Here is a 24,438-nt window from a genome sequence, read left to right as displayed (position 1 = left end):
GGAGGGTGCAAGCTTCCAAAAATGCATCAAAGGAGACGATCATGGCCAAGTCCGATACTTCCGCCGGCGAGCATGCGCAGAATGGTTTTGGCAATATTCTGGCAGGCCAAAGCGCATTGTTCCGGGAGTTGAACGCCGTCGGCCAGCATTGGGTCGATGCGGCCCAGGCGCAACTGAATGTGACCGCAGAGCTGATGAGCCATCTTGCGTCGGCGCACACGTTGCCCGATTTCGTCACCGCTTACCAGGAATGCGCAGCAAAGCGGCTCGCTCTGGCGTCGGAAGAAAGCAGGCGTCTGCTCGACGATTGTCAGCGGTGCATGACGGCGGCGACGAAATCGTTTTCCAACGGCTTCACCCCATCTGCGTCAAGCTGACAGTAGAACGGAGCGGAGACTGATGATGGCGCCCCGTCTCGTTCGCGCAGCGCTTTTGACGGGGCTCATTGCCGTGGCCGCGGTTCTGCCGGTCCAGGCCCAGGAGCAGCCGCCGCAGCCTTCGTCACAGGCGACCAACGACATTCTGCGCCAGATCGACCAGGCGATCGTGGCATTATTCGCGCGCGTATCGCCGTCCGTGGTGCAGATCACCACGATCGTCAACGGCAAGGCCTCGGCCGAATCCCAGATCAAGATGGGGTCCGGTTTCTTCTGGGATGCAGAGGGCCATGTCGTTACCAATGCCCACGTGCTCGACAAAGCGGACGCGGTGATTGTCTGGCTGGCAAACGGCCAACAGCTCGATGCCCACATCGTCGGCTCCGCCCGGCACTATGACCTCGCGGTCTTGCGCGTCAAAACGCCGCCCGCGCAACCAACGCCGATTGCCATCGGCTCGTCGACCGAACTCCAGGTCGGCCAGTCCGCATTCGCCATCGGCAGTCCCTTCGGACTGGAGCAGTCGTTGACAGCGGGTGTCATCAGCTCGCTGAAGCGGCAGCTCCCGACCGGTGAAGGACGGTCGATCTCCAACATCATCCAGACCGATGCGGCGGTTCATCCAGGCAATTCCGGAGGCCCGCTGCTCGATTCATCGGGACGTCTGATCGGCGTCAACACCATCGCCTACTCTGTCAATGATACCGGTTCCTCGTTCGGCTTCGCCATCCCGGTTGACGTTGTCAAACGGATCGTACCGCTCCTGATCCGCGACGGCCGGATCGCAACACCCGGTATCGGTATCGTACCGGCCAAGGAAGCCATCGCCATCGATGCGGGCATCGAGGGCGTGATCATCGCTCGTGTCAACGCACGATCCCCTGCCGAGCAGGCTCAGCTTCGCCCAATGGATGCCAGCGGCAAACCCGGCGACATCATCATCGGCGCAAATGGCCGGCTGGTTCGGAGCGTCTTCGATCTCACCGACGAGCTGGAACGCATCGGGGTGGGTGGCGAAGTTACGCTCAAGGTCAAACGGAGTGACAAGGTGATCGAGGTCACCGTGGCGATCATCGATATCGATCAGAAATCCTGACAGTTATTCTTGGACGGGCGGCTGCAAGGGCTCGACGACGGTGATCTTGCAAATCCGGCATTCATAGGTCCGCTCGGCCAGGACGCCCATACGCGGATTCGCACGAATCCGATGCATCGGCGCCTTGCAGTTGGGGCACAGCGGAGGCTTTTCCGGACTATCCATGTCATCCTCTATGAAGCCAGCGCCAATGTGCTGTCATGGTTCAACCACCGTGCGATCCGCGGCCACGCCCGATCCAGGGTCTTTGCGCCAATGAAGAGGCTCAAATGTCCGCAAGGCTCTTTCAACTCGATGAGGTCTGCGGCGGCCGTGCCGACCAGGCGCGCGACTGCGAACATCTGCTGCTCATTGACGATTTCGTCGAAGGTCGCCGCAAGAAGTGCGAGCGGCACCCGGATATCAGCGAGGCTGATCTGCCGCCCCAGCGCCACGAATTGGCCGCGGGCGATCTGATTCTCCTTGAACACCCGCTGGACGACCTGGAGATAATACGCACCGGGCAGATCGACCGCGGACATGCACCAACGCTGGAAGCGCTGCTGGAGCTCGTCTGAAACGCCTTCGGCTGGGCTCTGCAGAACATGGCTCGCGTCCGTCTGGCCCGCGAGCCACGCACCCCAAACCGCCAAAAGATGACGGCCGAGCATCCGCCCCTCGCCGAGCTCAACCAACTGCTGGAAGGTCGAGAGCGGGGTGGTCGCGGCCAATTCCGACAAAGGCGAAGAACCGGCCGCGATATCAATCGGCGAACCTGCCAGCACCAGCTTCCCCACCTTCCAGGGAAATCGCGCGGCGTAAGCCAAGGCCAGCCACCCGCCCTGGCAGAGTCCGACGAGGTTTACAGGCGCGCCGCAGTCGTCGACTGCGACGTTGAGATCTGCGAGGTAAGTGTCGATCGAGAAGTCCTTCATGACCGCAGTGGCAGAGCGCCAGTCCGTTACGAAAAGGCGCTGAATGCCTTCGCGACGCAAACGCTCCACAAGGCTGTGACCCGGAGCAAAATCGGCAACGGTGGCGCCATGGAGCGCAAATGGCGCGCAGATGATGGTCGTCGGGCCGGTTTGGGACAGCGAAAAATCACGCAACCGCATGGACGCCAAATCAAGCGTCAATCGATGGCTTGTAGCCCAATCAAAATCCGAACTCGATTGCGGCGCCCCTTGGCCGTCGGTCGCCAAGTTTTTGGCGAGTGTGTCGAATCCTGCGGCCGCGGTCCTGCTGATTGAAGCCCCCGCGATCAGCGGCCAAATCCACGGCAGCAGCCAACGACTGTTCGTCGATTGAACGCGCCGCTGTTTGCCTGCGAACATCTCGCGAAAATCGTCCATATAACAATTTGAACGCAAGCAGAGGCGCGCATTTTGATTCAGATCAATGCTGCTAGGAAGCGCACATCAGATCCAGATGCCATCAACAGGGTCTTCGCATCGCCTCCGCGTGACGTCATCTGGACCAACCATCACGTTTGATATCTGAAATTGGCGCGCGAGCCGGTCACGCTATCATCGACGTCACGTTCTGGAACTTCGCAGATACGCCTCGGTCGGCGGCGGTCCCCAGCCACCGCGGCTGTTGCCCTTCCGCCAGACCTTCGGCCGCTGCGGCGTGTCGTGGTGCCACGGCCGCGGCTCGAAGTAGCCGAGCGTCTCGTCCTTCATCTGGTCGAGCTCAGTGTAAAACTCGACCGTGTGGCTGTCCGGATTCTGATGATACGTCGAGATGTTGTGCCCCGGACCGCTGTGGCGCAGCGGCCCCCAAATGATCGGGATCTCCTTCTGCCCGAACAGCTCGCAGGCGTTCTGGATGTGGGCGAAGTCCTTCACCTCAAAGGCGATGTGGTGCATCTGCGTCTTCTTGCCGGTGAGAAAGTTCACGGTGTGGTGGTCTGGACCGCAACGCAGGAACGAGAAGAAGTCCTCGACCCAGTCGGAGACGCGGAAGCCCAGCACCTGCGTGTAGAAGTCGGTGGTTTTCTTCGCGTCATCGACGATGAAGGCGACATGGCCGAGCTTGTAGGGCCCCACCCCGATCACCTGATGGTGCTTGCCGAGATAATTCCATTCCGAGAACAGCTCGATGTTGGTGCCCTTGGGGTCCTTGAACTTCAGCACCCGGCCGATGCCGGGCACGGAGTCGTTTGCGAGCTCGCTCGCGATCCCCTGCTCGGTCAGCGAGCGGCGCATCGCGTCGAAGTCGGAGTCGGGCGCCACCTCGAACGACAGTCCGGTGCACTGGGCGTTGGAGCCCTCTTCGAGCTGCACCACGAGCTGGCCGAGCTTGGAGGCGAGGAATGCGCGGCCGGGCTCGCGCTCGGCCAGCACCAGGCCGGTGATCTCCTTGTAGTAGTCGACGGCGCGGTCGAGATCGGGGGTCTCAAAGGTGGCATGGCCGATGCGTCGGGCCTGGATCATGTGCGTTCTCCCAAAAATCGTTTTGTTTAGTTGGAGACTTCGTAGATGCCGCATTTCCTTTGCAGCGGCGCGTCGTCGATCTGGAACAGGAAGGCCGGCGTCCTGGTGCTGCGGTTGGCGAGCAGCACCTTGGCGTGGGTCGGGATCGCGAGCGTGTCGCTGTCGCTGAACGGCAGCGTCGTGCCGTCGACCTCGGCGTCGCCGTCGCCGCTGATCACGTGCAGCACGGCCGAGGCCGAGCGCCGCGGCAGCGCGATGGTCTCGCCCGGCCGCAACATGATCGCCGAAAAGCCCAGCACCGGCATGCATTCGCGGCCGGTCTCGGGATTGACGTAGGCGAGCTGAACGAGCTCACGCTGCGGCGTCACCTCGGCCAGCGCGAGCATCGCCTCGCGCACCTCTTTCCAGGGGTAGCGAAGCAGCGGATAGCGCGTCCGGCGCGTATCGAGCGAGCGGTACGGCACCAAGCCCGCGCGCCGGTAGCGCGACTGCGAGGAGTCCGGCTCGTTGCGCACCACCTGCGGCTCGCCTTCGACCGCGTAGCTTGCTTCGAGCGCCCGCACGATCGGCAGATCGAGCGCGTCGAGCCAGATCACCGGGCCCGTGCCGCTGTGGCCGTGCTCGTGCCAGAGGCCGGACGGCGTCAGGATCAGGTCGCCCTTTTCCATCGGGCAGCGCTCGCCCTGCACCACCGTGTAGCCGCCCTCGCCCTCGATCACCATGCGCACGGCGCTCGGGCTGTGGCGATGGTTCGGTGCGGTCTCGCCCGGCATGATGAGCTGCAGGCCGATGAAGATCGCCGGCGTCGCTTGCACGTTCTCGAGGCCCAGGCCCGGATTGGCGAGCGCGAGCACGCGGCGCTCGGCCTTCTCGATCGGCGCAAGCTCAGCGGCTTTGATCATGTCCGGCCGGATGTCGCGGTAGTGCCAGACCACGGGCTGGCTGCGGCGGTCGGGCTTGCCATAGGGCAGCGCCGAACGCATCAGCGGCCACAGCGCGACCAAATTCTTGTCCTTGAGGCCTTGCCGGTATGCGGCGGGCAGTTCGTTGGTGGTCAGTGTTGCGCCCATCATCGCCTCCCTAGTGTTGCGTCCTCAGGCCGCGAGCCCGGTGCCGCCGTAAAGCCATTGCAGGCCGTCGTAGAATTCCGTCGGCGTCTTGGCTCCGAGCACGGAATTGCGGATTTTCCGCTCGACGCCTTCGGCGTGATAGACGCGGCCGAGCATCCGCGACGACAGCACAACACGATAGGCGCGGATGATCCGGTTCTCCTGGTAGGCCTGGAATGCGCCGGCGAAATTGCCCTGCGAGCGGCTGACTTGGTCGGCGAGGCAGACGGCGTCTTCCATCGCCATACAGGCGCCCTGCGCGAAATACTGATGCGTCGGATGTGCAGCATCGCCCAAGAGCGTGACGCAGCCGTCGCTCCAGTTCTCGATCGGCTCGCGGTCGCCCAGCACCCAACGCCGCCATTCGCGCGGCACCTCCAGAAGCTTCCGCGCCTTATGGACGATGTGGCCGAAGCGCGAGAGGATCTCCTCGCGATTGCCCGGCTCGTTGCTGCCGACATGCTCCACGTCGGTCTGGAACGTCGCGACGAGGTTAAAGGTCTTCCAGCCCTGCAGCGGATAATGGACCATGTGGCACTTCGGTCCGGCCCACAGCGTCGCCGCGTTCCAGCGCAGGTCCTCCGGCATCTCTTCGATCGGCAGCACGGCGCGATAGGCAACATGGCCCGACAGCTTGATCGGATCACCGCCAGTCACTTGCTCGCGGATCTTGGAGCGGATGCCGTCGCAGCCGACCAGGGCTTGGCCTTCAAACAGATCGCCGGCCTCGGTGCGAACCTTCACGCCCGACGTGGTGCGCACGTAGCCGATCACGCGCTTGCGATTGATCAGCTTGATGTCGGGATGCGCACGGCAGGCATCGAGCAGCACGCCGTGCAGATCGGAGCGATGGATGACCGCGTAAGGATTGCCGAAGCGCTTGCGGAACGGCTCGTCGACCGGGATGTGCGCGATCATGTCGCCGGTCATGCCGTCCATCATAACCAGGCGGTCGACATAGACCGCCTTGGCGCGTCCGGCGTCGCCGACGCCGAGATAGTCCAGCGCGTGGAACGCGTTCGGGCCGATCTGGATGCCGGCGCCGATCTCGCCGAACCGCTCGGCCTGCTCCAGCACCGTGACGGCGCAACCGTGATTGGCGAGACCCAGCGCCGCCGACAGCCCGCCGATGCCTCCACCTGCGACGATCACTGCCGGCTTGGTTCTCATGGCTGTCCTCCCGTGGAAATTGATGGCTCCGCGTCACACCGATGCCGGCGCCATGCCGGGCCGCACCGTGAGCTCGGCCTTCGCGGCATCCTTGAACGGCTGGTCGGGCGGCAGGATGACCGCGGCCGAGCGCACCCGCTGATGCGCAAGCTCGACGCCGGGCGGCTGCACGTCCTTCTCGACCAGCGCTTTCGCGGCACGCATTAGGCGATGGCGCGCCATGATGATGCCGTTGTCGGTCGAGACCAAGTTCTCCTTGGTGCGGTCGATTATCGGCCCCATGCTCTCCTGCAGCGAGCCGTCCTGGATGGCGATGCCTTCGATGCCTGAGTAAGTGTCGCCGCGCTTCTGCGCTTCGCGATCCATCAGGTAGTCGTTGTCCTTGTTGGCGAGCGGGCGGAAACTGCCGGGCACGTACTTGCAGTGGATGCCCTTGCCCTCCGACATCGCCTGGCGCTCGGCTGGAGTGATCTCGCGGGTCGGGTGATAGTCGTAGCTCCAGGCCCAGCAGTTCTCGTCGTCGATCGGAATCCAGAAATGGCCGTGCACGGTGTGGCCGCCGCGTGGCGCGATCATTGTAAAGGACGGCAGCACATATTGGGTAATGCGCCAGTAGTAGTTGCCGTTCTCGGCGTTACGCCTCGCGCCGATGAAGAGACCGCCGGCGCTCTCGACCACCTCGAAAACCGGCCGCGCATCGCTGAGATTGTACTGGTTGCCCTTGGCGCCCTTGAACAGCGGATCAGTCGAGATGTTGCCGCGATGCAGGAACGAGACGTGGCTGGAGTCGATTCCGCCCTCCATGGCCTGCAGCCAGTTGCATTCCTGGAAGCGCTTGGAGACAAAGCGCTGCTTAGCCGGCACCATGGCGAATTCCCACTCCGGCAACGGCGGTTGCTTCTCGGGCGGGCCCATGTAGGTCCACAACACGCCGCCGCGCTCGACTAGTGGATAGGACTTCAGCTGAATCTTCTTGGCGTACCCGCTCTCGGTCGGCTCCGACGGTACTTCGAGGCACTGACCGTTCACGTCGAACTTCCAGCCGTGATACGGGCAGCGCAGCCCGCACTCCTCATTCCTCCCGAACCACAGCGAAGCGCCACGATGGGCGCAGAACTCGTCGATCAGTCCGTAGCGGCCGATGCTGTCGCGGAACGCGATGAGGCGCTCGGACAGAGCTTTGACGCGGACCGGCGGGCAGTCGTTCTCCGGCAGTTCTTCAGCGAGCAACACCGGCGTCCAGTAGCTGCGGAACAGCCGGCCCATTGGCGTGCCGGGTCCAGTCCGGGTGACGAAGTCGTTCTGTTCTTTCCTCAGCATGATTACTCCGGAGCGCGACGATAGTTACCGTGGTAACGAACTTTGCGCCGGAGCCGCAGGGGCCCTTTGATCTGGATCAATTCGAGGGTGGGTGCACGGCGCGCTGCACGCATGCCGATCGCGCATGCCGGATGCCGCGACCCGCGCACAAAAGAAAAAAAGCGCGCGGCTGTGGCACCGCGCGCTTCCCAATCCGTCGGCATCTTCCCCGATCCGCCGGCGGACCGCAGCCCGTCGCGCGAACTATGCCGCCTTCAACTTCGCGGGCAGGTTCTCCAGCACCATGGTGGCCGCCGCGGTGTTCGAGATCGGGATGTGATAGTTGCGATGCACCTCGACCACCTCGTCGGTCAACGCGCCGCGCATCGCCACCCAGTTCAAGAGCTCGACGCCCTGGGCGCCGGCCTCCTTCACCAGATGTGGGATCGAATAGGCCGACAGCGTGTCCGGATCTTTGACGATGCTGTCCATGCAGAGCTTGTCGAATTCCTTGTTAATGAAGCCCGCGCGCTCGCCGTCGAGCTGATGCGACAGCCCGCCGGTGCCGACCATCAGAACACGCAGGTCTTTGGCATAGGAGCGGACCGCGCGGCCGACAGAACGACCGAGCTCGAGGCAGCGCTTCACCGACGGCAGCGGATGCTGCACGGTGTTGATCGACACCGGCACGATCTTGACCGGGGGTGCCTCTCCGCCCGGCCACATCAGCGCCATCGGGATGGTGATGGCGTGGTCGACCAGCATGTCCTGGCACATGGTGATATCGAACTCGTTGGCGACAAGGCCGTTGATGAGGTGCCAAGACAGCTCCGGATCGCCCGCGAGCGCGTGCGACACCGGAATGCCCCAGCCTTCGTCCTCGTTACGATACTCCGCGGCGGCACCAACAGCGAAGGTCGGCATCTTGTCGAGGAAGAAGTTGAGACCATGGTCGTTGGAGAACACCACGACCACGTCGGGCCTGTGCAGTTTTAGCCAGCCGTGAACAAAGTCGAAGCCGCCGAAGAAAGGCCGCCAGTACGGCTCGTTCTCGCGATGCTCCGCTATCGCCTTGCCGATCGAGGGCACATGCGTGGTGGCAACGCCGCCGATGATGTGCGCCATGATTATCTCCCTGCCGCTTCAAGCTTGGCCTTGAAGGCGTCGATACTCATGCCGGTCTGCTGTGCGCCGATGTCCTGGACATTGAGCCCGAAAATGCCGGCGAGCTTGGCAAGGTAATAGACGTTGCCGCCCGCCGCGAGCAGCTTCAGCACGTTGCGGCTCTTCACTGCCTCGCGCTGCTCTTGGTTCAGACCGTACTTCGCGCAATAGGCGTCTTCGTCTGCAACGAACGCGTTGCGGTTTGCGGCGCTGTTGAAGGAAAAGCACATTCGATTAAGCGCCAGCCCCTTCTGTGCTTGGTCGCCATCAAACAGAATGGTACCCGGAATGCCGTGGGGTTTCATGCAGCCCTCCCTATTTGTTTGGAATATTAGGACAGCGGCGTCAGCCTTCTTTGATCCAGGTCAAGCCACATCCGAAGAGTGACAAGTTTCGCTCGTCATCTTGACGAGCGTTTCCGTCCGTAGTTGCAATCAGTTGCTCAGGCGCCTTTGCTCAAGGGTTCCTCAAGAGATCGAGGACAGCGCTCAAAGTCCGAAACGGGCGCGCACTCGGATTAGGACTTGTCGTGTTGCGCCCGATGGCGTGGCACATCGCGCATTGACGAATGACGAGCGCCTCACCACGCGGCTCTGCCGACTGCTGCGCTGAAGCGGATGCCGACGCAAACGTCAAAATTGCCGCTGCGACAATGGCCGACAGATTGACAGCAACAGGTATTGCTTCCTCCAACCCTCGGCAATTGGCCGGCTTTCTGAACGAGGGCCAGCAAAGACCTTTGATTTCAATCAAAGTCGAAAACGCCCCGTGGCATTAAATCCTGTCATCGACAAACATTGTTGTCTTGAAGCAAGCGTGGACAATGGAACCGGCAGTAAAGCCCTCGTCCGACCGTCGGCAGGCAGACGCTTCGGCCGCATCGCTCGCGCAGCTCCCAGTGCATATTGCTCCGAGGATTCCCGGGACCAGAAAACCTAGACGAGCTGCCTTTCTTGCCCTTCTGATTGCTTTAGGCGCGATGGCGGGTGGCGGTTACATGTGGTGGCAGCAATCACGCAACGCGCTGCCGGCCGGCATTGTCGTGGCTAACGGCCGGATCGAAGCCGACGAGATCGACATCAGCACCAAATTCGCCGGCCGCGTCGCAACGCTCCTGGTCAATGAAGGCGATGACGTGAAGGCCGGCCAGGTCGTCGCGACCATGGACACCCAGGATCTGGAAGCGTCGTTGCGGCGCGCCGAGGCGCAGGTGCAGCAAGCACAGCACGCCATCGACGAGGCGCGCGCCAACCTGGCGCAACAGAAGACCCAACTTGCACTGGCGCAGCAGCAGCTCGACCGCACCAGCTATCTTGTCGGCCAGGGCAACGCCACGCGCGAGCTGCTCGATCAGCGGCGCCAGCAACTCGACGGCGCGAGTGCCGCGGTCCGTGCCGCCACTGCTCATGTGGCGCAAACCGAGCACGCCCTGGAGGCCACGAGCCAGGAGGCCGCGCTCTACCAGGTCAATATCAAGGACAATACGCTCGTCGCGCCGCGCGACGGCCGCATCCAGTACCGCATCGCCAATCTCGGCGAAGTGCTGCCGGCCGGCGGCAAGGTGTTCACGATGATCGACATCATGTCGGTCTACATGGACGTCTATTTGGCGACGCTCGACGCCGGCAAGGCCAAAGTCGGCACCGAGGGCCGCATCGTGCTCGACGCCTATCCGAACCGGCCGATTCCGGCGAAGGTCTCGTTCCTTGCTACGCAGTCGCAGTTCACGCCGAAGACGGTGGAAACCAAGACCGAGCGCGACCGCCTGATGTTTCGTGTCCGTGTCCGTGTCGATCCTGAGCTGTTGCGGGCGCATGCCGCCGCGGTGCGTAGCGGGCTGCCCGGCATGGCTTATGTGCGTCTCGACCCGAACGCGGAGTGGCCGGCCAGGTTGGCGCAGGTCGTGGGACAATGACTGTCGCCCGCATTCGCGGAGTGACACTGCGCTATCGAGGGACCGTGGCGCTCGATGACGTCAGCCTCGATATCCCACGCGGGCACATGACCGGACTGATCGGCCCCGACGGGGTCGGCAAGTCGTCACTGCTCGCGCTTATTGCCGGCGCACGCCAAATCCAGGTCGGCCAGGTCGAGGTGCTCGACGGCGACATGGCGGATGCGCGGCATCGCACGCGAGTTTGCCCGCGCATCGCATATATGCCGCAGGGACTCGGCAAGAATCTCTACCCAGACCTGACGGTGCGCGAGAACATCGAGTTCTTCGGGCGGCTGTTCGGACAGGACCGCGCTGAGCGCGACCGGCGGATCAATGAGCTTCTTCAGCGGACCGGACTCGCCCCCTTCCCGGATCGATTGGCGAGTAAGTTGTCTGGCGGCATGCGGCAGAAACTAGGGCTGTGTTGCGCGCTGATCCACGAGCCGGACCTTCTGATTCTTGATGAGCCCACAACCGGCGTCGATCCGCTGTCGCGCCGGCAATTCTGGGAGCTGATCGACAGCATCCGCTCGCGCCGCGCCGGCATGAGCGTGATTGTCGCGACCGGTTACATGGAAGAAGCCGAACGGCTCGACCGCTTGGTCGCAATGAATGCCGGTAGAGTGCTAGCCGCGGGCACGCCGGCCGAGCTAAAGGCGGAAACGCGAACCGCATCGGTGGAGGCCGCATTCGTGGCGCTGCTGCCTGAAGCGCTCCGCGATGGCCGCGCGCAATTCCATATCCCGCCATTGCCGGCGGACGGGCGCAAAACCGTGATCGAGGCGCGCGAGCTTACCTGCCGGTTCGGCGACTTCACCGCGGTTGATCACGTCAACTTCTCAATCGCCCGCGGCGAGATCTTCGGATTTCTCGGCCCTAACGGCTGTGGCAAGACCACCACGATGAAGATGCTGACCGGCCTGCTGCCGGCCACCGAAGGCGAGGCGTTCCTGCTTGGCGCGCCGCTCGACGGCAACGACCTGATGGCGCGGCATCGGGTCGGCTACATGTCGCAATCGTTCTCACTCTACACCGAACTCACCGTCACGCAGAACCTCGATCTGCATGCGCGCATCTTCCAGATACCCAGAGACCAGGCCCGCAAGCGCATCGCAAACCTGATCGAACAGTTCAAGCTGACACCTTTTCTCGATGAACTAACCGCGTCGCTGCCGCTCGGCATCCGGCAGCGACTTTCGCTCGCTGTGGCAATCGTGCACGAGCCGGAAATCCTGATCCTCGACGAGCCGACGTCCGGCGTGGACCCTGTGGCTCGCGACCAGTTCTGGGGATTGTTGGTCGACCTGTCGCGGCGTCAGAACGTGACGATCTTCGTCTCGACCCACTTCATGAACGAGGCGGAGCGCTGCGACCGCATTTCATTGATGAGCAATGGCCGAGTGCTCGCCACCGACACACCGCAGGCGCTGGTCAAGACGCGCAACGCGGCGACGCTTGAGGACGCCTTCATCAGCTTCCTGGAACAATCCGCCGGCGGCGCCAAATCCGTCACCATTTCGCAGGCCAGCGAATTCCCTGAAAAAATGCCGTCTCAGCAACCAACCAATGCGCCCGGCGCGTTCAGCCTGCGGCGCGTGTCCGCCTACACAGTTCGCGAGGCGTTGGAATTGATCCGCGATCCGATCCGTCTGTCGTTTGCGCTGCTCGGCACCGCCTTTCTCATGCTCATCTTTGGATTCGGCATTACGACCGACGTCGACAACTTGTCCTTCGCGGCGCTCGATCGCGATCAAACGCCCGAGAGCCGCGCCTATCTCGGCGAATTTCGCGGCTCCCGTTACTTCGTCGAAAAGTCGCCGGTCACGGACTACGCCGACCTCGACCGCAGGCTGCGCAGCGGCGACATCAAAGCCAGCATCGAAATTCCTCCGGGCTTCGGCCGCGACATCAAGCACGGCCGCACCGCAGAAGCCGGCGTGTGGGTGGATGGCGCCATGCCGTTTCGTGCCGAAACTATCCGCGGTTATATGCTCGGCGTCCACCAGCAATATCTGACTGACCCCATACTCACAACGAATCCGACCGCGAACGTCGGCGCCAGTGTCATAGAGACTCGCTTCCGGTACAATCAGGACTTCCGCAGCGTCTACAGCATGGTGCCGGGCACCATCGCGATGCTGCTCGTCTTGATTCCGGCGATCCTCATGGCGCTCGCCATCGTGCGCGAGAAGGAGCTTGGCTCGATCACCAATTTCTACGTCACGCCGGTGACGCGGCTGGAATTCCTGATCGGCAAGCAATTGCCTTACATCGCCATCGCGCTAGTCAATTTTGCCGTGCTCTTCCTGATGGCGATCTTGGTATTCGACGTGCCGCTGAAAGGCAGCTTTCTGATGCTTTTGGTCGGCACGCTGTTGTACGTCACGGCGACCACTGGCTATGGCGTGCTGATCTCGTCCTTCACCAGCACGCAGATCGCAGCGCTTTTCGGAACGGCAATTCTCACCGTCGTGCCGGCCACGCAATTCTCGGGCATGCTGACGCCGGTGTCGTCCCTGACCGGCACTGGCGCGATCGTCGGGCATTCCTTCCCGATGACCTATTTCCTCAAGATCAGCGTCGGCACCTTCACCAAAGGCCTCGGCTGGTACGACCTCGGTGGCAATGTGCTTGCGCTCGCGGTCTTCATCCCGGTGCTGACTGGCGCGAGCCTTTTGCTCTTGCGTAAGCAGGAGAAGTGAAGCTGATGCGACGCACCGTCTCCAATATCTTCTGGCTTGGTACCAAGGAGTTGCGCGCGTTCTTCCGCGACGTCGTGCTGCTTGCGCTGGTGATCTGGGCATTCTCGCTGTCAATCATCAGCATTGGGCTCAGCAACTTCCAGGAGCTGCACAACGCCTCGCTCGGCATTGCGGACGAGGACAATTCCGAGCTGTCGCGCCGGATCGCGAGCGCGTTCCTGCCTCCATACTTCACCCCTCCCGTCGCCATCGCGGAGCGCGATATTGAGCCGCTGATGAACAATGGCCGGCTCACCTTCACGATCGACATCCCGCCGAATTTCGAGCGGGACCTGCTCGGCGGCCGGCAGCCGCGCCTTCAGGTCAATGTCGACGCCACAGCCATGATCCAGGCTGGCATCGGCGCCGGCTACATGCAGCTGATCGTCAGTACCGAGATCAACGAGTTCTTGGCGCGGCGGCAGCTTATCGCGGCGGCTCCGGTCAATCTCGCGATCCGCGTCGCCTTCAATCCAAACCTGACGTCGCGCTGGTTCACCAGTGTGATGGCTATCGTCAACAACGTCACAATGCTTTCGATCGTACTGGCCGGCGCCGCGATCATTCGCGAACGCGAGCATGGCACCATGGATCATCTCCTGGTGATGCCGCTGAGGCCCCTAGAGATCGCGATGTCGAAGATCTGGTCGAACGCGCTCGTGATTACGGTCGCCGTGGCGCTGTCGTTGATATTCGTCGTCCAAGGATTGCTCAGCGTTCCGATCGCGGGTTCCATCCCGTTGTTCCTGGTCGGCGTGGTGCTCTATCTGTTCTTTGCGACCGCGGTAGGCATCTTCCTCGCCACTATCGCCCGCTCGATGCCGCAGCTCGGCTTGCTCTATATGTTGGTGGCGATCCCGCTGAACATGCTCTCGGGCAGCAATACTCCACTTGAAAGCATGCCACCCTTCCTGCGCGCGATCATGCAGGCTTCGCCGTCGACACACTTTGTGTCGTTTGCACAAGCGATCCTGTATCGCGGCGCCGGACTGAACGTGGTCTGGCCGCAGTTCTTAGCCACAGCGGTGATCGCGAGCCTGTTCTTGGCCGCCGCGCTGTGGCGCTTTCGTCGTGCCGGCATTCAAGCTTGATCGGCTACGGCGCCGGGGATTGCCCGTCTACGGTTGCGATCAGATGTTTCGGCACAAGCAGAAGCGTCGGCAAAATGAGCGCGTAGACGAGCGTGATCGCGATCACGCAAATCGAGAAGCCCCCATAGTGGTCGTAAAGGTTCGTGCCTAGCACGTCGCCAAATCGCGCGATGACGACCAGGATACTGCTAGACATCATAAGTGTCGTACCCTGCAGCCCCTTGGGGCAAGACCGGATGATCAGATCCAAATAGGCCGCGGTAGCGACGCCTCCCATCAGCCCCATAGGCACCGCAGCCACCAGAGCGCCCGCCACTGAGTTGATGAAGAGCAGCGGAATCATCTGCGGTATCGCGGCCAAGGTGCCCCAAATCAGCAGCGTCCGCAGCGGCGTCCTCTGGCAGAGATAACCGAACAGCAAAAACGTCGGAACAAACGAAGCAGCAAAAATCGCATTCCACTGCCCCCACGCAGTGTCGGTTGCGTGCAAGTTGTTCTGCAGATGATACTGAAGCGGCGTAGCCGAGCCCGGCGCGAAATTCCAGAGCAGCCAAATCAACAGAGCCGGATAGATCGGCCAGTGCCTCGCGAGCCGTTTGATGTCTTCCACGGGCCGCGTCGCGGTCTCGCTATAGATGTTGTCAAACACTCTCCATGGCTTCCACAGCGCATAAGTTGTCACCGCGCCCATGATGAGCGCCCCGCCAAGAAAGAGAGCGCGGACGGTGTAATCGACGCTTTCCTGCTCGAAAACGTCACTGAGAGCGCCTCCGATGAGAAGGGCCGCGACGCCAGGCAACGATCCGAATACGTTCCAGACCGTGCTGACGCGGCCGGTCATGGCATGCTGTTGGCCGATGGTTGAGGCGAGTCCGTTTTGTGCACTCGCGACAAACAGGAACGAGGTCGTCAACAACACCGTCGCTAACAGTAGCGTGATGTACGTGACGCGCGTGAATGCGAAACAGAGATAGAGACCAGCAGTGGTTGCTCCGAACACCAGCATGTGTCCGCGGTCCTTCATCCCAAACGGGCTCCAACTATCGCGAACAAATCCAAAAACGAAAGACAAGTAGAGAGGGATAGCGGAGATCAGCCGAAAATTGGCGAGGTCATGCGCCTCCATGTGAAGCTTGTTTTTGAGAATAAAGGTGACTGGGATATCGATGAGTCCTCCATGCGGGGCGCCAAAGGCCAGCAGGATGAGCAGAAGGCCCAAATATACGTAGATTGTCCGCCGCGCTTCCGAGGGCAGGGCGGCAGGCGCAGTAAGGACATTTTTCTGCGCGACGGGGCCGCTTTCGCCAGACATCTGCTTAGGCTTTCCGGGGGTCGCTGGACGCCGAGTAAGCGGATATTCCCACTCTTCTAGTCAACTGTACCGCTCTGCGCTCCCGGCCCTTGAGCTAAATCAAGGAACCGACGCTTCATTCCGACACTATAGGACATGGGCAGTGCTTTCAAAGAACGACTCAATTCTCTCTATGCCGCGTTCAGATTCGGAAATACTAAGTTCCTGCTGGAGGCGTTCGACGAGGATATCGAGTTTGTCAGCTATTCGCCGCAAGATGCCTTTCCGTTTCTCGGACATCATCGCGGAAAGGCTGCGATGGAGAATGTCCTGAAGGCCGGGTATGCGGAATTTGAATTCGTAACCTACGAGCCCGTATTTATGGTTTGCGAGGGCGAAGATGCCGCCGTCATCATCTTTGCCCGCATGGTCCACCGAAGCACAAGGCGCTCGATTCAAACAATGATCGCTCACTTCCTGCGATTTCGCGGTCGGCAGATCGTGGAGCTGCGTGAGTTCATGGACTCATTCGGCGCCGTTGAACAAATGCTTGGCCACAAGATCGCGATTATAAATAGCGTAGCGCAAATGCCGCGAGCGGACGTCACCGTGATGCTTCAAACGGCGTGGTCCGCGTTCGCGGAAAAGCCGGCTCTGGATCGCAGCTCGGCGGCGTCATAGATGACGATGGCGCCAAATACGGCGGAGAGTCCATCAGCGCGTCGACCTCGCGCGAGGTGAGACCGGACGGCGCTGCAGCGGCGCTCAGTCCTGTGACATGCGTCAGACAGCTTGAAGCGAAGCGAAGGTCCGGTTGTGCTTGACTGGCGCCTTCCTGGCGCTATTGCCGCACGTCATGTCAATCAGCAGGCACCCGCCAGAATAGGCGCCGTCGATTGCCCTTAGCACATCCGCGAGTTCTATCCGCCAGGCCCGCAAGGCGCAAAAGGTCGACAAGGAGAGTCAGGCTTTTCGGTTCTTTGACACAAAGTTAAGGCCGCCAAAGGCGGCCTTATGCGTTGCCCGACACGAACGTCTTGAGTTATGCGTCGACGCTCGCGGCCAGCGCGTTTTCCTGGATGAAGTCGCGGCGCGGTTCGACCTCGTCGCCCATCAGCTTGGCGAAGATGTCGCTCGCCTCGTCGATTTCCTTGACCTTCACCTGCAGGAGCGAGCGGGCGTTGCTGTCGAGCGTGGTCTCCCAGAGCTGACCCGGGTTCATCTCGCCCAGCCCTTTGTAGCGCTGCAGCGTGAGGCCCTTGCGCGCCGTGCTGGTGATGGCCTCGAACAGGCTCACCGGCCCGTGGATCGGGGTCTCCTCGTCCTTGCGACGGAGCACACCTTGGCGGACATAGACCGCCTGAAGCGCCGCGGCATATTCGTCGAGCCTGCGGGCGTCAGCGGAGTTCAAGAGCGCGTAATCGATGATCGCAACGTCCTTGACGCCGCGCACGACGCGCTCGAACAGGAAGCCTTCGCCCTCGACGAACTTGCCTTCCCAGCCGCGCTCGGTTTCCTCGGACAGCGTGTCGAGACGCTTGGCGATGTAGCTCGCGGCCTGGCTTGCCGCCTGCGGATCGCCGATCACCTTGGTGTTGAGCACGCCTGCGATCGCGGCCTGCTCGACGACCTTGCGGTTGTAACGGCTGTGAATGCCGGCCAGCACGTTGCGGACGATGCGGCCCTGCTCGACCAGGTCGTGCAGGTCGTGGCCGGCACGCTCTTCGCCCGAGAACGTCTTGAACACCGCCTCATCCAGGCCCGACGCGATCAGGAAGTCCTCCAGCGCGCGCTCGTCCTTGAGATACTGCTCGGACTTGCCGCGGGCGACTTTGTAGAGCGGCGGCTGCGCGATGTAGAGATGGCCGCGGTCGATCAGCTCCGGCATCTGCCGGTAGAAGAACGTCAACAGCAGCGTGCGGATGTGGGCGCCGTCGACGTCGGCGTCCGTCATGATGATGATCTTGTGATAGCGCAGCTTGTCGGGCGCGAATTCCTCGCGGCCGATGCCGGTGCCGAGCGCGGTGATCAGCGTGCCGATCTCCTGGCTCGACAGCATCTTGTCGAAGCGCGCGCGCTCCACGTTGAGGATCTTGCCGCGCAGCGGCAGCACGGCCTGGAATTCGCGGTTGCGGCCCTGCTTGGCGGAGCCGCCGGCCGAGTCACCCTCGACGATGAACAGTTCTGACTTCGACGGATCGCGCTCCTGGCAGTCGGCGAGCTTGCCGGGCAGCGAATTGACATCGAGCGCGCCCTTGCGCCGCGTCAGCTCGCGCGCCTTGCGCGCCGCCTCGCGGGCGGCGGCGGCTTCGACCACCTTGCCGATGATGGCCTTGGCCTCGGCCGGGTGCTGCTCGAACCACGCGGAGAGCCGTTCGTTGACGATGCCCTCGACGGCGGGACGCACTTCCGACGAGACGAGCTTGTCTTTCGTCTGCGACGAGAACTTCGGATCGGCGACCTTCACGGACAGCACGCAGGTGAGGCCCTCGCGGCAGTCGTCGCCGGTCAGGTCGACCTTCTCCTTGCGGGCGCCGCCCATGTTCTCGGCAAAACTCGTGACCTGCCGCGTCAGCGCGCCGCGGAAGCCCGCCAAGTGCGTGCCGCCATCGCGCTGCGGGATATTGTTGGTGAAGCAGAGCACGGTCTCGTGGTAGCTGTCGTTCCACGTCATCGCGCATTCGACCGTGACGCCGTCGCGCTCGGATTTCAGCGTGATTGGCGCAGGGATCAACGCGTTCTTGTTGCGATCGAGATATTTGACGAATTCCTCGACGCCGCCGTCGTAACGCATCTGGTCGCGCTTCTCGACCGCGTGGCGCATGTCGGACAGCACGATGTTGACGCCGGAATTCAGGAACGCGAGTTCGCGCAGCCGGTGCTCCAGCGTGGCGAAATCAAACTCCGTCATGGTGAAAGTCTGCGGCGAGGGCAGGAAGCTCACTTCAGTGCCGCGTTTGTCCGCCGGCGCGTCGCCAATCAGTTTGAGCGGCGCCACGGCGTCGCCGTCGCGGAACTCCATGGAGTGTTCTTTGCCGTCGCGCCAGATGGTGAGCCGGAGCCATGTCGACAGCGCGTTGACGACTGAGACGCCGACGCCGTGCAGACCGCCGGAAACCTTGTAGGAGTTCTGGTCGAATTTTCCGCCGGCATGGAGCTGGGTCATGATGACCTCGGCCGCCGAGATGCCTTCCTCCTTGTGGATGTCGGTCGGGATGCCGCGGCCGTTGTCGCGCACCGTGCACGAGCCGTCGGGATTGAGCTGCACCAGCACCTCGGTGGCGTGGCCGGCCAATGCCTCGTCGATCGCATTGTCGACGACCTCGTAGACCATGTGATGCAGGCCCGAGCCGTCATCGGTGTCGCCGATGTACATGCCCGGCCGCTTGCGCACTGCGTCGAGGCCCTTGAGGACCTTGATGGAGTCTGCGCCATAGTCGTCGGTCGGGATGTTGCGGGCGGGCTCGGCCATGCAATCTGCCTCGAATCGCTTTCCAAAACTGCTGGAGAATCAGCCAGATTTGGCACGAAAAGGCACGTGCCGTACAGGGCTAATTGGACCCATCTAATATCTTGATTCAAAGGCGATTTTTAAAGGGGTAAGGGTCCAAAAATCGGCACCGAATCAGTGGCTCGAATGGCGCCGTTTCGGCGGTCCCTCGGACGACTGATGGCCGGCTTTCTCGGAGCGATGCCGGGGGCCCAATCTGCCCGCCTGCGGGGCTCGCTCATCGCTTTGCGGAGGCAGGATGAATCGGTTCAGGAGGTCGGTGCCGTCGCTGTAATCGGGCGCAGGGCGCGTCAGGGAGCCCAGGACCTCGCTCCAGAATTCGACCTCGTCCATGTCGCGGCGCAGACGGTCGACCGCCTCCTGCAACCGTCGTGCAATTCGTTCTCGTGCAGGCTCGACGGCGGCGGCCATGGTTTGCTCCTCATGCCGTCCAAATCTGGTTTCGACAGAGAGGTAATTCGGACGCCGTCCGCGATGTTCCGGGAACCCAACACTGGCAATGCCGGTGATAGGCCGTTGCCGCATGGAACCAATTCACCTGTCTCGACGGAGCTGTCCGCCGCCCACGGTGAAAACATCGGCCTTCCCGGCGATATCGGCGAAGGCTGCGGGGTCGGCGCCGGTCATGAAGACCTGGGCGCCAAGCCGGCCCAGCGCGTCGTAGAGCGCGGCGCGCCGGCCGGGATCGAGATGGGCGACCACCTCATCGAGCAGAAGCACCGGCGCAAATCCGGTCATCTCCGCGATCAGTCCCGCGTGCGCCAGCACCAGGCCGATCAGCAGCGCCTTCTGCTCGCCGGTCGAGGCATTCGCCGCTGGAATGTCCTTCGGCGCGTAGACGACGGTGAGGTCGGTGAGGTGCGTGCCGTCGAGCGTGCGGCCCGCCGCAGCGTCGCGCGGACGGTTGTCTTTGAGGATCGTGCGATAGCGCTCCTCGATCTCGACGGCGGGGTGGCCGAGCAGTCCCTGCTCCATCCAGCCGCTGAGCGCGATTTCGGCCGAGGGGAAAACCTCGTCGCGTCGCTGCGCCAATGCGCCTTGCAGGCGCTGCACTGTTTCAGAGCGTCCTGCCGCGACGGCCACGGCGAGCTCTGCGGTCTCGTGCTCGATGGCGTCGAGCCAATGCGCGTCCGGCCGCGCTTCTTCCAGGAGGCGATTGCGCGAGCGCAGGCTTCGCTCCAGCGCCGAGACGCGGCTGGTGTGCTCGGCATCGACGGCGAGCACCAGGCGGTCCAGGAAACGCCGCCGCTCTGATGCCGGCCCCATGAACAACTGGTCCATGACCGGCGTGAGCCAGATCACGCGCAGATGGTCGGCGAAGGCCGCGGCCGAGCCGACCGGCTCGCGGTCGATGCGGGTGAGACGGCTGCGCGGCGTGTCTTCACCGGTCGATGGCTCATTGCCGGTGCCAAGCGTGGCGAGCCCAAGCATGCCTTCGATCTCGGCTGAGATCGCCCAGGAGCCGTCGCCTTCGGCAAACGCGATCTCGTCGAGCGTCGCACGGCGGAGGCCGCGTCCGGGCACCAGAAACGAGACGGCTTCGATCAGGTTGGTCTTGCCGACGCCGTTCGGGCCGGTCAGCACCACGAGGTTCCGCTCGATCGCGACAGAGGCTGCGCGATAGCTGCGAAAGTTCGTCAGCGCGAGGCGGTTGATGCGGGCGGCGTCGGGCATGGCTATGGGGTAGCCATGAGTTGGTCAGCCCACAAGGGCAGGCGGAAGCCGAATAAGCTGCGGGAAATCACACCCGCATCGGCATCAGCACGTACAGCGCGCCCTTGGCGTCCTTGTCCTGGATCAGCGTCGGCGAGCCGGGATCGGCGAGCTTGAGGACTGCGACTTCGCCGTCGAGCTGCGACGCGATGTCGAGCAGATAGCGCGAGTTGAAGCCGATATCGAGCGGATCGGCGTCGTACTCGGCCTCGATCTCTTCGGTGGCGCTGCCGGAGTCCGGATTGGTCACCGACAGGATCAGCTTGCCGCCGCTGAGCGACAGCTTGACGGCGCGGCCGCGTTCGCTCGACACCGTCGAGACGCGGTCGACCGCGGCCTGGAAATCCTTCTTGTCGATCACGAGCTCTTTGTCGTTGCCGCTCGGGATGACGCGCTGATAGTCCGGGAAAGTGCCGTCGATCAGCTTCGAGGTCAGCACCACGTTGCCGATCGAGAAGCGGATTTTTGCCGACGACAGCTCGATCGAAACCTCCGCATTGTTGTCCTCGATCAGCCGCTGCACCTCGGTGACGGTCTTGCGCGGCACGATCACGCCCGGCATGCCGCTCGCGCCCGCCGGCAACTCCAGATCGGTCTGCGCGAGCCTGTGGCCGTCGGTCGCGACCGCGCGCAGCGTCTGGGATTTTCCCGAACCCGCGACGTGCAAGTAGATGCCGTTGAGATAGTAGCGGGTCTCTTCGGTCGAGATCGCAAACTGCGTCTTGTCGATCAGGCGCTTCAAGTCCGCCGCCGGCAGCGTGAACTTGTGCGTCATGTCGCCGGCCGCGAGATCCGGGAAATCGCTCTCCGGCAAGGTCTGCAGCGTGAAGCGCGAGCGCCCGGCGCGGATCGCGAGCACCGCACGGTCGGTCGACGATTCCAGCACCACCTGCGAGCCCTCGGGGAGCTTTCGCACGATGTCGTAGAACATGTGCGCCGGCACCGTGGTGGAGCCGGCTGGCGCCACGTCCGCCGCAATCGACTCGATCACCTCGAGATCGAGGTCGGTGGCTTTCAGGCTCAGCGCCGATTTCTCGGCGCGCACCAGAACGTTCGCGAGAATGGGAATGGTGTTCCGCCGTTCGACCACGCGATGCACATGGCCCAGCGACTTCAGGAGTTCGGCACGCTCGACAGTGACCTTCATGACAAGCCTCGGTGGGTCCCGAAAGTGGCGTGAATGCTCGGTTTCCGCAAGGCTTGTGGTCCCGGAACCGGGGGTTTTCCCTGCGATTCACCCCCTGAAATGGCGCGCAAAAAGGCCCTCCCCAACGACTACAAGGGGAGGGCCCATTGCCACGTCCGGCAGGCTATGGCCGGAGGGTTACTCCTGAAGCTGCCGCTTCAGGACCTCGATTTCGTCGGCCAGCATGGCGTCGTTGCCCACCAGCCCCTCGATCTTGCGGACCGCATGGAGGACTGTGGTGTGGTCGCGGCCGCCGAAGCGCCGGCCGATTTCCGGCAGCGAGCGGAGCGTCAGGGTCTTGGCCAGGTACATCGCCACCTGGCGCGGCCGGACCACGTTGGCGGTCCGGCGCGACGACAGCAGGTCGGCGCGGCTGACGTTGTACTGGCGCGCCACGATGCGCTGGATGTCCTCGATCTTGACCCGCTTCGGCTCCTGCGGCCGGATCAGGTCGCGCACCTCGCGCTCGGCCATCTCCATGGTGACCGGCTGACCGGTCAGCTTGTTGTGGGCCAGCAGGCGGTTGACGGCGCCTTCGAGATCGCGGCCGTTGTGGGTCACGGACTTGGCGATATAGGCCAGCACCGGCGGCGGCACGTCGAAGGCCGGGTGGTACTGACGCGCGGCGCTGACGCGAGTCTTCAGAATCTCAAGCCGCAGCTCTTCGCCGAGCCCGCCCATCTCGACCACGAGACCGCCCGCAAGCCGCGAGCGGACGCGGTCGTCGAGGCTCTCGAGATCGGTCGGCGCGCGGTCGGCGGCGATCACCACCTGGCGACCGGCATCGATCAACGCGTTCAGCGTGTGGCAGAACTCGCCCTGGGTCGCCTTGCCCTGCAGGAATTGCAGGTCGTCGATCACCAGCACGTCGATGCCGCGCAGCGCTTCCTTGAAGGCGAGCGCTGTTTGCGTCCGCAGCGCCGAGACGAAGCCGTACATGAATTTCTCGGCGGTGAGATAGAGCACCTTGCGCTCGGCGCCCTGGTTGCCGGCCCAGGTGATGGCCTGCAGCAGATGCGTCTTGCCGAGGCCGACGCCGGAATGGATGTAGAGCGGATTGAACATCACCGGTTCGCCGCGACGCGCCACCGCAACCTGCTTCGCGGCGGCGTGCGCCAGCGTGTTGGAGCGGCCGACGACGAAGCTCTCGAACGTCAGGCGCAGGTCGAGCGGCGAGCCGCCGAGCGCATCATGGCCGCTCGACACCGGCGCGTAGGCCGCGCGCAGATCGCCGATATCGAGCCGCTGCATGCGGCCGTCGCGCACGGTGTCCGACACCTCCGGCGCCTTGACCTTCGGCGGCACGGTGCGGATCACGGCGCTGCGAACGGTGACCTCGACCTTCTGAATCTCCGGCATTTCCTGCTGCCAGCAGGCCAGCACGCGGTCGATGTAGTGCGACTGAATCCAGCTTTTCAGAAAGCGGGTCGGCACCGACAGCCGCGTAGCGATGCCGTCGAGACCATCGAGCTCCATGCTCTTGAACCAGCTCTGAAACACGTCCTCGCCGACTTCGGCGCGAAGGCGCTCCTTGACTTTCTGCCAGCGCTCCTGGTCCGGGGTGGTCATTGGCTTTTTTTCTTTCGCTCTGAATGTTGACGATAACTCGGTGAAACGGACGACGGCTCCAACACACTCAAACAGGAGACGGCTCTGCCGTGACGCGGCACATCACTGAACGCGTTGACGAGGTCGGTTGATGGAGGGTCACTCCTCGCGGAAAGCGCGGGAGAGACGGAAGACGCGGCTGAGGCTTACGGCGTCAACCGCTGGAGGAGTCCGGTCTGAAGCAAGACGAAATGGGCCCTCCGTTCGCGCGCGAAGGACAGCGCCCAGTCATGGGCGTCTTTGTCACGCTCGTCCAAGGAGTAAGTGCCCGCCGTCCGGCCATGCTTCGCCCCTCCCCATCACGGATTTCCGCAATGGAAACGTCTTGTTTGAGATTAAAAAACAAAGCCCTCTGCCTCGCGGGTGCTTAACCCCTGCCGCGTAGTTTCACGAAGCGAAGACGAATGAAGACCGCAGCAAACTCTTGCGACGATGCAGGAACACCAGAGAAGCGACTGGCGCGCACTGATCAGCGATGACTTTGCTTGGTTCGTTCGACTTGTTCGTGGGCAACCCGGAAGCAAATTCAAAATAGCACGATGACTTTCGGCTGCAACGATTATGGAAGCGAAAAATCAGACAGCATCTGTCATCAGGCCGAAATGCAACACTTTGCGATTCGAGAAATTGCGGCCCAAATCTTTGAAGAATCGCAGGATTAGGTGTCACGTAACGGCAACAAAAAATGTCACTTAGCGAATGACGTTGTCGTTCATCAACGTGGCGGCGATT

The 24,438-nt window shown here is 62.7% G+C and carries 19 protein-coding genes; 6 read left to right on the top strand and 13 right to left on the bottom strand.

Annotated features, from left to right (window positions below):
- Positions 1 to 41 precede the first annotated feature (41 nt).
- Together RHPLAN_RS00095 and RHPLAN_RS00090 are read left to right on the top strand one after the other, a co-directional pair.
- Complete coding sequence (locus tag RHPLAN_RS00095; protein WP_068012802.1) at positions 42 to 377, top strand: phasin family protein; 336 nt, start codon at positions 42 to 44, stop codon at positions 375 to 377.
- A 199-nt stretch (positions 378 to 576) separates the two neighbouring features.
- Positions 577 to 1,473: a S1C family serine protease gene (locus RHPLAN_RS00090; protein WP_237180011.1), complete on the top strand. Its 897-nt coding sequence runs from the start codon at positions 577 to 579 to the stop codon at positions 1,471 to 1,473.
- A 173-nt stretch (positions 1,474 to 1,646) separates the two neighbouring features.
- Here the strand turns inward: RHPLAN_RS00090 and RHPLAN_RS00085 are convergent, their stop codons facing one another.
- The 7 genes from RHPLAN_RS00085 to RHPLAN_RS00055 form a co-directional block, all read right to left on the bottom strand.
- The gene (locus RHPLAN_RS00085; RefSeq protein ID WP_157099964.1) at positions 1,647 to 2,804 is read right to left on the bottom strand and encodes an alpha/beta fold hydrolase; all 1,158 of its coding nucleotides are present in this window, start codon (positions 2,802 to 2,804) and stop codon (positions 1,647 to 1,649) included.
- A gap of 183 nt (positions 2,805 to 2,987) precedes the next feature.
- Positions 2,988 to 3,887, bottom strand: coding sequence for a VOC family protein (locus RHPLAN_RS00080; protein WP_084244063.1), 900 nt, complete (start codon positions 3,885 to 3,887; stop codon positions 2,988 to 2,990).
- Positions 3,888 to 3,913: 26 nt separating this feature from the next.
- Positions 3,914 to 4,957 carry a cupin domain-containing protein gene (locus RHPLAN_RS00075; RefSeq protein WP_068012799.1) on the bottom strand — a complete coding sequence of 348 codons (1,044 nt, stop codon included), beginning with the start codon at positions 4,955 to 4,957 and terminating at the stop codon, positions 3,914 to 3,916.
- A gap of 24 nt (positions 4,958 to 4,981) precedes the next feature.
- The gene (locus RHPLAN_RS00070) at positions 4,982 to 6,166 is read right to left on the bottom strand and encodes a 3-hydroxybenzoate 6-monooxygenase (RefSeq protein ID WP_068012797.1); all 1,185 of its coding nucleotides are present in this window, start codon (positions 6,164 to 6,166) and stop codon (positions 4,982 to 4,984) included.
- 33 nt (positions 6,167 to 6,199) lie between these two features.
- Complete coding sequence (locus RHPLAN_RS00065) at positions 6,200 to 7,486, bottom strand: aromatic ring-hydroxylating dioxygenase subunit alpha (protein ID WP_068012796.1); 1,287 nt, start codon at positions 7,484 to 7,486, stop codon at positions 6,200 to 6,202.
- A gap of 243 nt (positions 7,487 to 7,729) precedes the next feature.
- The gene (locus RHPLAN_RS00060) at positions 7,730 to 8,590 is read right to left on the bottom strand and encodes a class III extradiol dioxygenase family protein (protein ID WP_068012794.1); all 861 of its coding nucleotides are present in this window, start codon (positions 8,588 to 8,590) and stop codon (positions 7,730 to 7,732) included.
- Positions 8,591 to 8,592: 2 nt separating this feature from the next.
- Entirely contained in the window at positions 8,593 to 8,934 is a 342-nt protein-coding gene (locus RHPLAN_RS00055) for a protocatechuate 4,5-dioxygenase subunit alpha (protein WP_068012792.1), read from the bottom strand.
- Between the two features lie 518 nt (positions 8,935 to 9,452).
- On the opposite strand from RHPLAN_RS00055, the gene RHPLAN_RS00050 reads away from it, so the two are divergent.
- Genes RHPLAN_RS00050 through RHPLAN_RS00040 form a run of 3 tightly spaced genes read left to right on the top strand, consistent with a single transcriptional unit; the run spans position 9,453 to position 14,397 of the window.
- Positions 9,453 to 10,544 (top strand): HlyD family secretion protein, encoded by a 1,092-nt coding sequence (locus tag RHPLAN_RS00050; protein WP_068012790.1) that lies wholly within the window; start codon positions 9,453 to 9,455, stop codon positions 10,542 to 10,544.
- The gene (gene rbbA, locus RHPLAN_RS00045; RefSeq protein WP_068012788.1) at positions 10,541 to 13,267 is read left to right on the top strand and encodes a ribosome-associated ATPase/putative transporter RbbA; all 2,727 of its coding nucleotides are present in this window, start codon (positions 10,541 to 10,543) and stop codon (positions 13,265 to 13,267) included. The genes RHPLAN_RS00050 and rbbA overlap by 4 nt, the downstream gene beginning before the upstream one ends.
- A 5-nt stretch (positions 13,268 to 13,272) precedes the next feature.
- Positions 13,273 to 14,397 carry an ABC transporter permease gene (locus RHPLAN_RS00040; protein ID WP_068030262.1) on the top strand — a complete coding sequence of 375 codons (1,125 nt, stop codon included), beginning with the start codon at positions 13,273 to 13,275 and terminating at the stop codon, positions 14,395 to 14,397.
- A 4-nt stretch (positions 14,398 to 14,401) separates the two neighbouring features.
- Here the strand turns inward: RHPLAN_RS00040 and RHPLAN_RS00035 are convergent, their stop codons facing one another.
- On the bottom strand, positions 14,402 to 15,709 hold the full coding sequence (locus tag RHPLAN_RS00035; protein WP_157099963.1) for an MFS transporter: 1,308 nt from the start codon (positions 15,707 to 15,709) through the stop codon (positions 14,402 to 14,404).
- A 135-nt stretch (positions 15,710 to 15,844) separates the two neighbouring features.
- On the opposite strand from RHPLAN_RS00035, the gene RHPLAN_RS00030 reads away from it, so the two are divergent.
- Complete coding sequence (locus RHPLAN_RS00030) at positions 15,845 to 16,369, top strand: nuclear transport factor 2 family protein (RefSeq protein WP_068012786.1); 525 nt, start codon at positions 15,845 to 15,847, stop codon at positions 16,367 to 16,369.
- A 361-nt stretch (positions 16,370 to 16,730) separates the two neighbouring features.
- Here RHPLAN_RS00030 and gyrB read toward each other — a convergent pair whose 3' ends face one another.
- The 5 genes from gyrB to dnaA all read right to left on the bottom strand — a co-directional run bounded on the left by gyrB (position 16,731) and on the right by dnaA (position 23,667).
- Complete coding sequence (gene gyrB / locus RHPLAN_RS00025; RefSeq protein ID WP_068012784.1) at positions 16,731 to 19,160, bottom strand: DNA topoisomerase (ATP-hydrolyzing) subunit B; 2,430 nt, start codon at positions 19,158 to 19,160, stop codon at positions 16,731 to 16,733.
- Between the two features lie 153 nt (positions 19,161 to 19,313).
- Complete coding sequence (locus tag RHPLAN_RS00020; RefSeq protein WP_157099962.1) at positions 19,314 to 19,610, bottom strand: hypothetical protein; 297 nt, start codon at positions 19,608 to 19,610, stop codon at positions 19,314 to 19,316.
- 123 nt (positions 19,611 to 19,733) lie between these two features.
- Positions 19,734 to 20,873, bottom strand: coding sequence for a DNA replication/repair protein RecF (gene recF, locus RHPLAN_RS00015; RefSeq protein ID WP_068012781.1), 1,140 nt, complete (start codon positions 20,871 to 20,873; stop codon positions 19,734 to 19,736).
- 67 nt (positions 20,874 to 20,940) lie between these two features.
- Entirely contained in the window at positions 20,941 to 22,059 is a 1,119-nt protein-coding gene (gene dnaN, locus RHPLAN_RS00010) for a DNA polymerase III subunit beta (RefSeq protein ID WP_068012779.1), read from the bottom strand.
- A 177-nt stretch (positions 22,060 to 22,236) separates the two neighbouring features.
- Positions 22,237 to 23,667 carry a chromosomal replication initiator protein DnaA gene (gene dnaA, locus RHPLAN_RS00005; protein WP_068012777.1) on the bottom strand — a complete coding sequence of 477 codons (1,431 nt, stop codon included), beginning with the start codon at positions 23,665 to 23,667 and terminating at the stop codon, positions 22,237 to 22,239.
- Positions 23,668 to 24,438 lie beyond the last annotated feature (771 nt).

The organism is Rhodoplanes sp. Z2-YC6860, assembly GCF_001579845.1.
In the GTDB taxonomy this organism is placed as follows: Bacteria; Pseudomonadota; Alphaproteobacteria; order Rhizobiales; family Xanthobacteraceae; genus Z2-YC6860.
This window is presented reverse-complemented; position numbering and strand designations above follow the sequence as displayed.

Bases quoted from the DNA above. Each gene is read 5' to 3' on its own strand.
- RHPLAN_RS00095 (WP_068012802.1), top strand. From the start codon at position 42: ATGGCCAAGTCCGATACTTCCGCCGGCGAGCATGCGCAGAATGGTTTT.
- RHPLAN_RS00085 (WP_157099964.1), bottom strand. From the start codon at position 2,804: ATGGACGATTTTCGCGAGATGTTCGCAGGCAAACAGCGGCGCGTTCAA.
- RHPLAN_RS00080 (WP_084244063.1), bottom strand. From the start codon at position 3,887: ATGATCCAGGCCCGACGCATCGGCCATGCCACCTTTGAGACCCCCGAT.
- RHPLAN_RS00075 (WP_068012799.1), bottom strand. From the start codon at position 4,957: ATGGGCGCAACACTGACCACCAACGAACTGCCCGCCGCATACCGGCAA.
- RHPLAN_RS00070 (WP_068012797.1), bottom strand. From the start codon at position 6,166: ATGAGAACCAAGCCGGCAGTGATCGTCGCAGGTGGAGGCATCGGCGGG.
- RHPLAN_RS00065 (WP_068012796.1), bottom strand. From the start codon at position 7,486: ATGCTGAGGAAAGAACAGAACGACTTCGTCACCCGGACTGGACCCGGC.
- RHPLAN_RS00060 (WP_068012794.1), bottom strand. From the start codon at position 8,590: ATGGCGCACATCATCGGCGGCGTTGCCACCACGCATGTGCCCTCGATC.
- RHPLAN_RS00055 (WP_068012792.1), bottom strand. From the start codon at position 8,934: ATGAAACCCCACGGCATTCCGGGTACCATTCTGTTTGATGGCGACCAA.
- RHPLAN_RS00050 (WP_068012790.1), top strand. From the start codon at position 9,453: ATGGAACCGGCAGTAAAGCCCTCGTCCGACCGTCGGCAGGCAGACGCT.
- rbbA (WP_068012788.1), top strand. From the start codon at position 10,541: ATGACTGTCGCCCGCATTCGCGGAGTGACACTGCGCTATCGAGGGACC.
- RHPLAN_RS00040 (WP_068030262.1), top strand. From the start codon at position 13,273: ATGCGACGCACCGTCTCCAATATCTTCTGGCTTGGTACCAAGGAGTTG.
- RHPLAN_RS00035 (WP_157099963.1), bottom strand. From the start codon at position 15,709: ATGTCTGGCGAAAGCGGCCCCGTCGCGCAGAAAAATGTCCTTACTGCG.
- RHPLAN_RS00030 (WP_068012786.1), top strand. From the start codon at position 15,845: ATGGGCAGTGCTTTCAAAGAACGACTCAATTCTCTCTATGCCGCGTTC.
- gyrB (WP_068012784.1), bottom strand. From the start codon at position 19,160: ATGGCCGAGCCCGCCCGCAACATCCCGACCGACGACTATGGCGCAGAC.
- RHPLAN_RS00020 (WP_157099962.1), bottom strand. From the start codon at position 19,610: ATGGCCGCCGCCGTCGAGCCTGCACGAGAACGAATTGCACGACGGTTG.
- recF (WP_068012781.1), bottom strand. From the start codon at position 20,873: ATGCCCGACGCCGCCCGCATCAACCGCCTCGCGCTGACGAACTTTCGC.
- dnaN (WP_068012779.1), bottom strand. From the start codon at position 22,059: ATGAAGGTCACTGTCGAGCGTGCCGAACTCCTGAAGTCGCTGGGCCAT.
- dnaA (WP_068012777.1), bottom strand. From the start codon at position 23,667: ATGACCACCCCGGACCAGGAGCGCTGGCAGAAAGTCAAGGAGCGCCTT.